General features: G+C 43.1%; 11 protein-coding genes. 7 read left to right on the top strand and 4 right to left on the bottom strand.

Features of this window, described 5'->3' with window-relative positions; translation table 11 throughout:
* The first annotated feature begins 43 nt into the window (after positions 1–43).
* On the top strand, positions 44–832 hold the full coding sequence (locus OC193_RS18495; protein WP_048661995.1) for a M48 family metallopeptidase: 789 nt from the start codon (positions 44–46) through the stop codon (positions 830–832).
* Positions 833–969: 137 nt separating this feature from the next.
* Here the strand turns inward: OC193_RS18495 and OC193_RS18490 are convergent, their stop codons facing one another.
* On the bottom strand, positions 970–2,052 hold the full coding sequence (locus OC193_RS18490) for a site-2 protease family protein (RefSeq protein ID WP_048661996.1): 1,083 nt from the start codon (positions 2,050–2,052) through the stop codon (positions 970–972).
* 357 nt (positions 2,053–2,409) lie between these two features.
* Between OC193_RS18490 and OC193_RS18485 the strand changes: the two genes are divergently transcribed.
* From OC193_RS18485 to OC193_RS18475, 3 genes are all read left to right on the top strand, one after another.
* Entirely contained in the window at positions 2,410–3,663 is a 1,254-nt protein-coding gene (locus tag OC193_RS18485; RefSeq protein ID WP_048661997.1) for an outer membrane protein transport protein, read from the top strand.
* A gap of 18 nt (positions 3,664–3,681) precedes the next feature.
* Positions 3,682–6,186 carry a VolA/Pla-1 family phospholipase gene (locus OC193_RS18480; protein ID WP_048661998.1) on the top strand — a complete coding sequence of 835 codons (2,505 nt, stop codon included), beginning with the start codon at positions 3,682–3,684 and terminating at the stop codon, positions 6,184–6,186.
* A 228-nt stretch (positions 6,187–6,414) separates the two neighbouring features.
* A complete protein-coding gene (locus tag OC193_RS18475; protein ID WP_017060062.1) occupies positions 6,415–6,972 on the top strand; it encodes a PhnA domain-containing protein in 558 nt (185 codons plus the stop codon).
* A 72-nt stretch (positions 6,973–7,044) separates the two neighbouring features.
* Here OC193_RS18475 and OC193_RS18470 read toward each other — a convergent pair whose 3' ends face one another.
* Positions 7,045–7,959 (bottom strand): LysR family transcriptional regulator, encoded by a 915-nt coding sequence (locus tag OC193_RS18470; RefSeq protein ID WP_048661999.1) that lies wholly within the window; start codon positions 7,957–7,959, stop codon positions 7,045–7,047.
* Positions 7,960–8,157: 198 nt separating this feature from the next.
* Between OC193_RS18470 and OC193_RS18465 the strand changes: the two genes are divergently transcribed.
* From OC193_RS18465 to OC193_RS18455, 3 genes are read left to right on the top strand one after another with little or no spacing between them, the layout of a single operon-like run.
* The gene (locus tag OC193_RS18465) at positions 8,158–8,370 is read left to right on the top strand and encodes a DUF1656 domain-containing protein (protein ID WP_004730923.1); all 213 of its coding nucleotides are present in this window, start codon (positions 8,158–8,160) and stop codon (positions 8,368–8,370) included.
* Positions 8,371–8,380: 10 nt separating this feature from the next.
* On the top strand, positions 8,381–9,241 hold the full coding sequence (locus OC193_RS18460) for an HlyD family secretion protein (RefSeq protein ID WP_048662000.1): 861 nt from the start codon (positions 8,381–8,383) through the stop codon (positions 9,239–9,241).
* 12 nt (positions 9,242–9,253) lie between these two features.
* Positions 9,254–10,609 carry an FUSC family protein gene (locus OC193_RS18455; protein ID WP_048666389.1) on the top strand — a complete coding sequence of 452 codons (1,356 nt, stop codon included), beginning with the start codon at positions 9,254–9,256 and terminating at the stop codon, positions 10,607–10,609.
* Positions 10,610–10,701: 92 nt separating this feature from the next.
* On the opposite strand, the gene OC193_RS18450 is transcribed toward OC193_RS18455, so the two are convergent.
* Complete coding sequence (locus OC193_RS18450; protein ID WP_048662001.1) at positions 10,702–11,991, bottom strand: DEAD/DEAH box helicase; 1,290 nt, start codon at positions 11,989–11,991, stop codon at positions 10,702–10,704.
* 218 nt (positions 11,992–12,209) lie between these two features.
* A complete protein-coding gene (locus OC193_RS18445) occupies positions 12,210–12,950 on the bottom strand; it encodes a DUF1223 domain-containing protein (protein ID WP_048662002.1) in 741 nt (246 codons plus the stop codon).
* Positions 12,951–13,107: the final 157 nt, after the last annotated feature.

Genomic DNA, 13,107 nt, shown 5'->3' with positions numbered 1-13,107 from the left:
TGATGTTAACATGCATAAAAACCGAATACACAGAGGATATTGTATGACGTCATGGATGAAGTTTGCCTCGCTTCTCACACTTGCAGGCCTAACCGCATGTAGCGCTTCTCCGACAGGCAGAAACCAATTGCTGCTTTTTTCAGATAAAGACATGTCTCAGCTCGGAGCACAATCTTTTGAACAAATGAAGAAAGAACAACCCATCAGTAAAGATGCCAACACTAACGCTTATGTACAGTGCGTAGCGAACAGTATTACTCAACACATTCCTAAGCAAGGTTTTAGTGAATGGGAAGTGGTGGTTTTTGATAGCGACCAAGTGAATGCATTCGCCCTACCTGGCGGAAAAATCGGTGTATACACAGGCTTACTTAAGGTTGCAGTTAATCAGGACCAACTCGCGACGGTTATCGGTCACGAAGTGGCACACGTTCTAGCGGACCACAGTAATGAGCGTCTTTCTCAGTCTCAAATCGCTAATACTGGCTTATCTATTACTAACGTCGCGCTAGGTGCATCAGAGTACAAGCAGTATCAAGGTATGACGATGGCCGCGTTAGGTTTAGGCGTTCAATATGGCGTTATTCTGCCGTATGGGCGAACTCAAGAGTCTGAAGCCGATGTTGTTGGCTTAGAGTATATGGCTCAAGCTGGGTTCGATCCAAACCAAAGTGTCAACTTGTGGCAAAACATGGCGAAAGCATCAGGTGGAAATCAGCCGCCAGAATTGCTTTCTACGCACCCTTCCCACAGTACGCGTATTAAAGATCTTCAAGCAACGATAAAGACGCTTCCTCAATCGGGTTCACTAAGACCAAATTGCAAAGCGTAGTCTAAGTTAGAATCGCTTAGTTGGTGTATCTACAAAAATGCCCTATCCATATTGGTTAGGGCATTTTTAGTTTCTTGCTAACTAACAGTTCAAGTGCACTATGCAGCTAAATGAATCCAACAACAGAAACTCACTGGTCAAGTACCAAGAATTTGTAAAGGTAGGCTCAATAGCTGATCACCTGTCGATGCAAAATACCAGATAACACCGATCAAACTGCTCACTAAACCCACATACCAAACGAACGACACGACTTGACCGTATTTGTCTAACGGCAACAAATGACTGTGATGACGCCCTTTCCATTCGAACAGTATTTCAACACTGCCCATGATCAATAAGAAACCAAACAGGGTTAAATTCAATTGATAACTCAATACCACGCCAGCAACAGCTGCCGCGACACACAATACAATGCCAAGCACACTGTTCATCGAGAAACTGATACTTTTAAGAACATGACCGCCATCAAGAGGCAAAATCGGCAGTAGATTGAACAGGTTTAACAAGGCATTAAATACCGCAAGCCCAGCAAAAAACATCTCGCCAGTCGCCCAGTACAACACCATAAATATCAACGACAATATCAAGCCAAACAATGGCCCCATGATTGAGATAACCACATCTTGCCAGCGCGTATTAATCTTTTCATCGGATAACGCCAAACCACCAAGAAATGGTATCAAATAGATGCCTTTGGTCTTCATGCCAAAGTATTTCATCGCTCTGATATGACCGTACTCATGGAACATAAGACAAGCGATCAAGGCAAGCGCGAACTGAATTGAAAACAACCATGAGTAAGCCGCTAAACTCGCAGAAGCAAGAACGACCTTAATTAGCTTAGCGCTTTTCAGCGCTTTCATGCCAAGCGACACCAACCCAATTAAGCTAAAACGCTTCTCTGGTTTAGGAGCAACAACAGGGGTTTGTTGCTCGATATCTTTGGTATTTCGATTGCCTTCGGTAATAGTTTGGCCATTAACCGATGCTTTATACGTCATCTCAAACGGTTGCCACTGAACGGTCGACTCAACGTGACACTGCAACGTTTCTTCTCCAGCACGTAGTGCAAATTCGTGTGTTCGTTCGTCTTCTTGGTCTGTGGTCGCATCTAATTGAGATACCAGAGTGTTGTCCCAATACAACTGTTGCCACCCTGCCATTGCCCCTTCTAATCGAAGTGGTTTACCAAGAAACTCTATCGCGAGTAATTCCAAACTTAAATTCCAATTTAATGACTTCTAACGAGTGTCGATATTATGCCGATTTAGCGATCGGCGGTAAACATAAACAAAGTTGTTACATATTGAGCTATTGAACACTATTTGTACCAATAGCTAACATAAACATTCTGGTCACACCTCCAACCACAAATAAACTATTGATTGTAATTATATTATTAGTGTTAAAGTGCCGCCCCTCGAAAATATAACCTCACAAAATAGCAACTATTTCTTTGACTTTATATAAAACATGAATTTAACATGCTGTTTACATTAGAGCTTCAACACCAACAATGCTCAGTGTGTTTTCAAACGATAATAATGAAATTCGATGCCCTAGGAGGGTCAAGGATGAAAACAATACAACGCTCTCTCGTTTCACTTTCTGTGCTATTTGCGTGCAATTCACTTGCGGCTGGCTTCCAAGTTGCTGAGCATTCTGCTTCAGGTCTTGGTCGCGCATTCTCAGGTGAAGGCGCTGTAGCCGATAACGCGAGTGTACTAGCGAGAAACCCCGCCGCAATGACCCTATTTGATACAGCCCAATTTTCAGGCGCGGTTTCTATCGTTGATCCCGAGGTAGACGTTACTCAAACCAAAATCAATGACAGCGACTTCAACCAAAAATCATCAGATGTCGCTCCTTTACAAATTGTCCCTGCTGCTTATTACATTAGTCCTATCAACGACAAATGGGCTTGGGGAATTGGCATGTTCACGACTTACGGAGTAGCCACTGATTACCCAGATGATATTTATGCAGGTGATTTGGCAGGTGACACATCACTAATTTCAGTCAACTTAAATCCAAATATCGCGTACAGAGTTAACGATAGTTTTAGTGTAGGAGCTGGCGTTAACTTTGTTTATGCAGAGGCCGAGCTCAACAGACACAAAGGCAGCCTTCCTGTTGGTGGCTCACCAAGTGACAAACTAATCTCGATGACTGGTGAGACTTTTGCTTTTGGTTGGAATGTGGGCGCGTTATATGAACTGAATGAGTACAACCGTTTTGGATTTGGTTACCGATCATCCGTTGAACTCGACTTTGATGACGGTGAGTTCACTGATTACACAAGTCTAAAAATGGAAAACGGCGCTCCTGGTAAAACCACAGGGCGCCTAGAAATTGAACTGCCCGATATCTTCGAATTATCTGCTTTTCATCAACTTAACGATGCTTGGGCAATACACTATGGTTGGCAGTTAACTAAGTGGAGTAAGTTCAAAGAGTTAAAAGCCACTAGTTCAGATTGTAAAAACAATGAATGTTTCTTAAAAACCGAACATTACGAAGACAATCAAAGATGGTCTGTAGGTGCAACCTACATGGTTAATCAAAATTGGACGGTACGAGCGGGTCTAGCGTATGACGAGCAAGCTGGTGAAGCGACATTAAGCATTCCAGACAGCGATCGTATGTGGTATTCAGCAGGCCTCACCTATTCTATTTCAGAGAATATGACTGTCGATGCTGCATTTGCACTCGTACAAAGTGAAAGCGGTTCGTTTACCGAAACTGATGCGGCGGGACAAAAGCTTACATTTGATGCTGAAGGCGTTGCTTACCTTTCAGCGATACAACTTAACTACACCTTCAACTAACCGTACGGGAATAATTACATGAACAACAAATTTTCTTTATCTCTCGTATGCTCAGCATTACTAGTTGCGGGCTGTGGGGACAATAGTGAAAGCTCTGGTGATTCAACAGCGGCACCTTATTCAGATGCAATCAACCAATCATTAGCTAGAAGTTCAAAAATTAGCTTCACTCTTCTAGGTAATGAAGCGGATGTTCCTCTTCCTTCGTTTTTCTTGTTCGATACCAACGATCACACTCTAAATATTCCGTTAGATGCAAATTCAACGGGACTCTTGAATGATCCAAAAGTAGCCATGGGTGAAGCTGATGGTTGGAGTACTATCATGCCGTTCACTATCAATGTGAATCTTCCAAGTGATAGGACGCTGAAGAATGATGTCGTGATGATGGGTACGACACCGTTTAGCGCGCACCTAAATGCCGGTGTAAAAGTTGCTAAAGTGGATGTTGACCTGAGCACCGGTGTCATGTCTAACTTTACTGCTCTAACTGCTGGAGTTGACTACTTAGTGGCATCTAGCGATTTTAAGACCATACAAGTTTTACCTCTTAAAGGTTTAGATCCTAGCTCTGACTACATCTATGCATTAACTGACTCAATTGTTGATAGCGCAGATGAACCACTTGGAACATCAAGCTCTTACGCATCTTTAAAAACGAAAGATATTGACCAAGCAGGCTCGCTCGATTTACCACAGAAAATCATCCATCAAGTTGAAGCGTTGTTCGCTGGCTATGGTTCTGTATCAAGCTCAGATGAAATCATATACTCATCTTGGTTTACTACGGCGTCGGCAGGTAACGTTATGAACGGGACCAAAGCTGCAATTGCACAAACAGTTAGCCCCGCAGTTACCCCGTCTGATATATGGAAGAACCTAGCGAATCCAAATAGTATTTCGGAAGCTGATCTTGATAATCTGTATACATTTACAGTTGATGGAACGAAACAGGATTTTGCTACAGCTGTACAAGCTGACGCGATGTTTAAGAGTGCATTTGGTGACGATGCTGCAACACAATTAGCTGCGGGTTATAACACTAACTTTTCAACACCAGCAGCAGCTTCTATTCAAGTGTATCGAGGAACAGTTGAATTACCGTACTTCCTGTCAGATTCGTTAACTAACAATGCGTGGAAAACAACGCCTTGGCGCAGTGCGATGCCTAGTGTTTTAACTATCTTGAATGTACTCAGCTCAGGAAGTGACTCGGACAAAACAGCTATTGCTACACAGCTGGCAGGTTTAGGGATCACAGAGCCTGCTACTCAACTCTATCAAGCAGAGTACCAACAATTACTCATTGGAGAAAAGTTAACTCTTGCAAGCGGAGAGCAATTGGATAGCGCTAGAGTTATGACGAAATACAGCGCTGTACCGCAAATTCGAGCAGCAAAGTCAGTGCCATTCGTTATGTTTGTACCTGAAGGAGCAGCTATCGACAGCAGTTTACCAATTTTACAGTACCAACACGGTATCACTAGCATCAAAGAGAGTGCTTATGCTTTTGCGATGCAGCATATTGGCGGCGCACTTACTGGAGCAGCACCATACAAACCCTATGCAATTATTGCTATCGACCAACCACTTCACGGTCAACGCGCACTAAGTGCAGATGTTGTTACGACACCAACAACACCTACTGTATACATGAATCTTGAGTATTTACCTGTTGCACGAGATAACATCCGTCAGAGCGCCATTGATGGTCTTGGAGTTCGTTTTGCGTTAAATTTTGCTACTAATGCAGCATTTAGTAACCTCGACAAAACGAATGTGTCTCTATTTGGGCATTCTATCGGGGCGATTACAGGTATCAGCTCTTATACCGTTGGTAACAGTTCGTTGAACCCTGCGATTGATTCTATGTTTAGTTATACAAGTGCAACACTTGCTAACCCAGGTGGTGGCATTGCACCTTTCTTGCTTAAGTCAGGCTCGTTTTCTCCTGAGATTAAGCACACCGTGAGCCTATCAAGTGTAACCGAGTACCAAGCACATTATGTAAGTAACTGTGTGCCAGTCAGTAAGTCAGGTGGTGATTGCTTTAATGAATACTACACAGCCCTAAGTAGTGATAGTGCTTCAGCCTCAGACAAAGCAGTCAAAGCGACAATCGATTCGACCCTTACTTCATTCACTTATGCTGCGCAAACAGTTCTAGATAACGTTGACCCATATAATATTGCATCTACAACTACGGGACCTGTGCTTGGTATTCAAGCGAATGGTGACGAAACGATACCAAACTCGGTCGCTGAGTTTCCAACAGCAGGTACCGAACCCCTGTTTAAAAAGTTATCCTTGGTTAATACTGCACTGGACTCTTCGGGAGACAAGCTGGCTTCGTATTTTGACAAAGCATCTTCAGAAGCAGACCACTCCACTGTAATTTCTCAGCAAAATGCTGGTGATGCAGCAGCCAACGCAGAAATGACCTCACAAATTGTACAATTTACCTTGTCGCAAGGTACTGGCATTGCAACCGTAACCGCTGGCTTGTTAGATGCGAGTAAGTAAGCGCATGAGCAAAATTTAATTTAACCAAATGCCAGCCTAGCCGCTGGCATTTTTGTCTCTGTCGTTCGAACAAGTCCCCTAGTTAACCGTTTGCATAAAACTTTAAAACACAAATGGTTGATCTCAGCTAAAATTAATCAAGACAGAATACCGTACGACCTCTTTCTTTATTGTAAATAAAGTGGATAATAGCCCCGTAATTTAATACCTAATAAATGTGAGTCCATTATGTCTTCTGAAGCTACTATGCTAGAACGCTGCCAATCTAAATGTGAACTATGTGGTTCTGATTCTTCTCTTACTGCATACGCAGTGCCGCCACACAGCCACGTAACAGTGGATCACGGCATCATGGTATGTGACAAATGTCTTGGTGAGATTGACGACCCTAAAGATATCAACCACTGGCGTTGTCTGACTGACAGCATGTGGAGTCAAGAAGCGCCAGTTCAAGTAACTGCATGGCGTCAACTTACTCGTCTGAACACAGAAAGCTGGGCTCAAGACGCGCTAGACATGATGTACCTTGAAGAAGAAACGTCAGTTTGGGCACAAATCGGTATGTCTGCTGATGACAAACCTCTTGACGTGAACGGCGTTGAACTTAAGAAAGGTGACGACGTAACAGTAATCAAAGACCTGCCAATCAAAGGTACTAACCAAGTGATTAAGCAAGGTACTGTTATCCGTGGTATCAGCGTTGGTGACGATCCTAAGCTTGTTTCTGGTAAAACAAACGGCGGTCAATCAATGTACGTAATCGCTGAGTTCTGCCGCAAGAAGTAATTCTTCTTTAAGCTGAACAAAATCTAAAAAGGCGCTAATGAATAATTAGCGCCTTTTTAATATCTCAAATTTTCACGGCTTAAGACTATGAATAAGTTGCTCACGGTACTCCTTAATGACAGACACCAAAGAGCCTTTGATACCACTGACTTGTTTTGAGTGCGGGCACCACAATGCAAATCCAAATTTGAATCCTTCCACCATTTGCGCAGAGTGAATGGGCTCTATTGAATGTTTTGAAAATTCAGAGGCGGTAAAAAATGCCTTAGGAAGAAGTGCCCACCCAAAACCCTCTTCAAGCATTTTGATCATTAGCGAAAGCTGATCAATCTCTTCATAGTCAGAGCTCACGATAATCTTTTCAGACATACCTTCGTCAATCAGAGACTTCAATACGAACTGTTTAGAGTTCCTTAGTGCGACTAATACTTCGTCTTTATCGATATGTGAGAGTTCTCCCCCTTTCTGTCCGAATGGGTAGAACTCAAAATGCCCAAGGAAAGTAGAATCAAAACTATGCATCGCCCGGCTATTGTGAGCATTCACAAGTCCAAAGTGATATTCCCCACTTTGTATTCCTTGTTTAATTTCGTTCTTATTCCTAACCAGAAAGTTCACTCGCATCATTGGGAAATCGTGCTTGAGTCGTTTACGTATATCGACCAACACACGTTGAGGAACGAAACTAGAATACGCGATTGTTATTTTCTCTAACCCACCATAAGAAAGGCTCAACGCCACCTTATCAAAAGTACGTGCTTGCTCAATCGTCTGTTTTGCGTAGTGATAAAGGAGGTGCCCGTCCTCTGTTGGTTCAACAGAGCGCCCGACTCTTTCAAAAAGATTCACCGCCAGATGATCTTCCAAGTTTGTAATCACCTGACCCACGGTCGTTCTGTGTTTATTGAGCTTTATCGCGGCTTTACTGAACGAAAGCTGTTCATAGACAGTCACAAACGCGAGAAGTTGTTCAATACTAAAATTCATGTTGATGTGCTTCGTTTCTTAATAATTCATTGAATTCAGAGTAAGAGATAGCGATTACTCTTTTACCCGTTTACAACCTTACTCTCTAGTATATACCCAAATTTACTTACTTTTGATGGATCTGGTCCTCTATATACGATTATTAACATTGAACTACTTCCGTTATCGTTACCTTCTCAAAACGATAGAGACAAACCCATGAACACAATGCCGCATGAACTCGTGTGGGGTGAAATCTATTTCCCTCCTTTATTATTGGTTATCGCGTTAGCTTATGTATTGACGATACTGACTGGCTCAATCGCAACAAAACTTGGGCTACATAAATATGTCGCTTTTCCTGCAATTGCCGAATTAAGCCTAATCGTGATTTTCGTCGGCGTTATCGGCCAATTCATTACCATTTTCTGAGGCACTAACCTTGATTAAACGTTATCTCATCACGCTACTACTGGTCGTTGCTGCAAGCTCTGTGGTTTATAGCTATTACCAATCTTATTCGAGTACCCCCTGGACTAGAGATGGTCAAGTCAGCGCTTACATAGTTTCAATTACTCCCCGAGTTACAGGGCAAGTGACTAAAGTCCATATTGAGGACAACTCACAGGTGGCTAAAGGCGACTTACTGTTTGAGATCGACCCAAGCATTTATCAAGCGGCCTACAATAAAGCGTTGGCGGCACAGAAACAGGCTCGCGCGCTCTTAGCAAAAGCTAAAAACGAAGAGCAACGCGCGTTGAACTTAGAAAAGAGAACGCCTGGCGCAATGCCAGTGCTGACGTTGAATAACCTGAATAACGCAGTTGAGACAAACACCGCTAACGTTGCACTAGCAAAAGCCAACGTTGAAGAAGCGCATTTAAATCTTGAATACACCAAAGTGTACGCGCCAACAAACGGTTACATCACGAACTTAAACCTACGAGAAGGCTCTCAAGTGGTCGCCAATACACCGGTAGTTGCGTTGATCGATGAAGACAGTTTCTGGATCGAAGGTTATTTCAAAGAAACTGATCTGGTTAATGTTGACCCAAACGACAAAGCTGTTGTCACTCTCATGATGCATAACGATATTCAATTAGAGGGTCATATCAAAAGCATTGGGTTTGGTATTGCAACACAAGACGGCAGCACTGGTAATGACCTTCTTCCTAACGTGAACCCAAACTTTCAATGGATTCGCCTTGCTCAACGCATACCAATCAAAGTAAAGCTCGATAACGTGCCTGAAGACTTACAACTTCGTGTTGGCATGACAGCTTCGCTCAAAATAATCAAATAGTTGGATGTCTTTATGTTCAGTGCATCAACCAAAGAAGCCATTAAAGCAGCTCTCGCTATTGTCATATCTATCTGTGTTGCGTTGTGGTTTCAATGGGAGAAACCCTATTGGGCGGCGATTGCGGTTTCGGTCATGGCACTTAACGAGAGCTTTGCTCATTCAATAAACAAAGGCCATAACCGATTAATGGGCACCTTGTTAGGAACTGGCTACGCCTTTTTCTTGATTGCGATGTTTTCGCAAGACCGTTTTCTATTCCTGATGTTTTTCACCTTATTTCTAGGTACATGCATCTTCATGTCGAGTGATGAAAAATACGGTTATGTCTTTTCTATAGGCTTTGCAGTTTGCTCAATCATCTCTTGCATGGGTGGATTCGATAACCAAATTACATTCTATTTTGCAGTGCTTCGAATACAAGAAACTCTATTAGGTGTTATCACCTTCTCGATTGTTTATCGTCTGATCTGGCCTGTAAACACTGAACAGAACTTCGTACAACGATTTGAAACAAGCAGAGAAACGCTGATCGCAGCAATGAGCGATACCGACAACCTTGATATAGAGGCCTTAGAGTCCAATACCGCTAATATTGAAAAGCTCTATCAACTATTGGATTTACCGCTCACTGGCAGTTATCACCTAAAAGAAAATATTCACGCATGGCGTTTACGAATCAATGAAATGGCGCATATTCAAGATCGTCTGCTTGAACTTGCCTCGGATGAACTGAGTCAAACTCTTGATTGGGCGGCTCTCACCGAAAAAATGGAAAAACTGGAGTTAATGGCGCCAAACTCTTTATTGATTGATGATGTGCCATTTGTGATGACTGAAAAGAAAAACGTTTCTTGGCACCATGAGCACCGTACTTTTGTTCAACACCTTAATGAAGATGGGAGAAAAGTCTTACAAGGTGTCTCGATGTTCGTCACGTCATTATTGGTTTGGATATACCTGCCTGTGCCGGGTGGTTTTATCTTCCCGATGATTGCAGGCATATTTTCTTCAATGCTTCCAACTATGCCGCCAAGTGTTATTAAGGACGCGTTTTTTGGTGTTATTGGTACGGGCACAGTTATCTTGCTTCAATATATCTTTATCATGCCGATGATGACTGAATTGTGGCAATTGGCGCTGTTCTATTTCATCAACAGCATTGTTATATGGAAAGTATTCGCGACACCTAAACTGATGGTACATCGAATCTTGGGTATCAACTTGTTAGTCGTGCTTACATCTGGTGCGCTTAATCTAACACCAGTTTATCAGATTCAAACACCATTGCTGATGTTAACCACACTGCTCATCATTTTGATGATAGGCAAATTATTTACCGACCTCTTTAGAGTCAAGAGTATCGCTTAATCTCGTTACGTCGATTAGCTTAACTTGGGATAAGAAAACAAGAAAGGCGCTGATTAGCGCCTTTGGATACTCTATTGTTTACTGATTCTGGATCAGTTGTTGTTTAGCCACACATCTTGGTTTTGTGGAGCTTTCTTCTTCTTTTTCTTCTTGCCTGTACCAGCCGGTGGCGCAACAGGTTTTAGTGCTGCGATCAGTTCAGCTGTCGCTTCTTCATCCACTTCAAAGCCCTCAATTTGCTCACGTTCAAGACGAATTTTGTTCTTCTTCTCGATGATTTTGAAGTGATGGTAATCTTCGTGATCGATCAGAGATAACGCTAGACCAACCTCACCCGCACGACCACTTCGGCCAATACGGTGCATGTAGTCTGATGGGCTACGCGGTAAATCAAAGTTGATAACAACTGGAAGCTTTTCGATATCCAGACCACGTGCTGCGATGTCTGTCGCGATCAGAACATCAATCTCGCCAGATTTGAAATCTTCAAGGATACGAGTACGTGAACCTTGTCCTTTATCGCCGTGGAATACTTCTGCGATGATGCCGCGTTTGTAAAGCTTATCTGCTAGGTGCTCACAGCTGTTCTTTGCGTTTACGAAGATCAGTGCTTGGCGCCATTCGTGTTGTTGAATCAGGTGCGCTAACAATGCAGTCTTACGGCCTTTTTCTACTTCGAATACACGTTGAACTAGAGTGCTCGCGTTGGCGCTTTGAAGTTGAACTTCAATTGGGTCAGTAAGTAGTTCGTGAGTAAGCGTTTGAACTTGCTCTGGGAACGTCGCAGAGAACAATAGAGTTTGCTTCTTGCTTGGCAGAAGCTTCAAGATAGCGTCTAGTTCTTCTGTGAAGCCAAGGCTCAACATACGGTCAGCTTCATCAAGCACTAACGTTTTAACTTTGTCTAGCTTGATTGCGTTGCTTGAAATAAGGTCAAGTAAACGACCTGGCGTTGCCACCAAGATATCAGTGCCGCCACGTAGTGCTTGCATCTGAGTGTTCACAGACACACCACCAAACACACAAACAGTCTTAATCGCACCGTTAAAATGCACTGCGTAAGATTTAACGCTATCAGCCACTTGCTTTGCCAGTTCGCGTGTAGGCACTAAAATAAGGCCAGAAACGAAGTTACCTTTGCCTGAACGACGGTCTAAAGGTGCATCTTCATGAATCTTTTGTAACAGTGGAAGTGCAAATGCTGCAGTTTTACCTGAACCAGTATTTGCGCCTGCAATTAAATCGCGTCCTGCTAACACACTTGGAATAACTTGCGCTTGGATAGGCGTTGGCTGTTGATATTCAAGCTCGGTAAGACGAGCCATCAAAGGAGAAATTAAGCCAAGATCAGAGAAGTTGGTTGGTGTAGTGGTGTTAGTCATTAATTGCAGGAACTCAAAGCTAAAATAATAGCGCGCTATATTAACGTATTTCAGCAGTATTACGTAACTAAATCGCCCTTTCGCTTCTATTTCGCCGATTAATAGCCTCCATAAACGAAGTTATCGATGTGAGAACGTTGATACTCGCCGTACCTACTTCGTCTAAATGTATTCTAGTTATATGATTGTCGTGGTTGAAACATTGCCGTGGTTGGCACTTAGTTCAGCCACCCTGCTACCGTTTGTTCAGGTGCATACGAGTTGGGTGCGGTTAACCATACAGCTAAAGCATCTGGCGAGGCGACTAGCGGGTCAAAGTCCACATTGAATTGCCATTCAGATTCACCACGTTGGTAACCGTCGTAAACCACGACAAAATCATGTTCGAGTTTCTTACCTCTGTTTTCTCCCGCTTTGACGCTAGTGACTTCGTTCATAGCTAATAAGGCAATATGAGCTACATAATCACCTTTACCTTCGTAACTCACACTGAACGTGTCGCCTTTATGATTGACTGTCAGCTTGGGGTTATTTTGTTGTGGGAGCGAAGGTAACGTTCTATCGAGCCAATTGAAATAACCACGCCACTCTTTTCCGTCAACGATAAACCCCGGAGTATAAACCCCGCTTGTCACTCCATAAGCTTTGTATAGGCGTTGCTTTTGACTGAATGCCTTGCTGGCGAACTTGTCTCCCCACCCTAGGTAATCCCAGTAGTCAACGTGATAAGCGAGCGGAATGACTTGTGTCCAGAGTTTCGGGTGATCTTCAAAAGTACTGAGGTACTCATCAGCAGGTGGACAACTCGAACAGCCTTCAGAGGTGAACAGTTCGATAACCTGCGCAGGCTGACCTTCATTACTCCAGGTTTGTGCAATCGACACAGAGGAATAAAAGCCGATCGGTAAGGCAAGTAAACAAAGTGTAATCAATGGTGAGTTGCATTTGGCGTGTGACATACCGTGATCCTTGTACGAAGCGAATTTACTGGCGCTCAAATACAGACCGTTATGCCTAAGTATTTCTTTCAAGTGATAAGTTTATTTCAGATGCATAGTTTCTTTCAGGTGCCGGGGTTATTTCAGAGATAAAGTTTTCTTTCAGATACAAAAACGC

Origin of the sequence: Vibrio crassostreae, from assembly GCF_024347415.1 — a bacterium.
GTDB classification, from domain to species: Bacteria; Pseudomonadota; Gammaproteobacteria; order Enterobacterales; family Vibrionaceae; genus Vibrio; species Vibrio crassostreae.
Note: the sequence above shows the minus strand (reverse complement) of the source record. Positions and strands in the feature narration are given on the sequence as shown.

Coding starts and splice junctions, on each gene's coding strand:
- OC193_RS18480 (WP_048661998.1), top strand. CDS start 3,682: ATGAACAACAAATTTTCTTTATCTCTCGTATGCTCAGCATTACTAGTT.
- OC193_RS18485 (WP_048661997.1), top strand. CDS start 2,410: ATGAAAACAATACAACGCTCTCTCGTTTCACTTTCTGTGCTATTTGCG.
- OC193_RS18465 (WP_004730923.1), top strand. CDS start 8,158: ATGAACACAATGCCGCATGAACTCGTGTGGGGTGAAATCTATTTCCCT.
- OC193_RS18470 (WP_048661999.1), bottom strand. CDS start 7,959: ATGAATTTTAGTATTGAACAACTTCTCGCGTTTGTGACTGTCTATGAA.
- OC193_RS18445 (WP_048662002.1), bottom strand. CDS start 12,950: ATGTCACACGCCAAATGCAACTCACCATTGATTACACTTTGTTTACTT.
- OC193_RS18495 (WP_048661995.1), top strand. CDS start 44: ATGACGTCATGGATGAAGTTTGCCTCGCTTCTCACACTTGCAGGCCTA.
- OC193_RS18450 (WP_048662001.1), bottom strand. CDS start 11,991: ATGACTAACACCACTACACCAACCAACTTCTCTGATCTTGGCTTAATT.
- OC193_RS18475 (WP_017060062.1), top strand. CDS start 6,415: ATGTCTTCTGAAGCTACTATGCTAGAACGCTGCCAATCTAAATGTGAA.
- OC193_RS18455 (WP_048666389.1), top strand. CDS start 9,254: ATGTTCAGTGCATCAACCAAAGAAGCCATTAAAGCAGCTCTCGCTATT.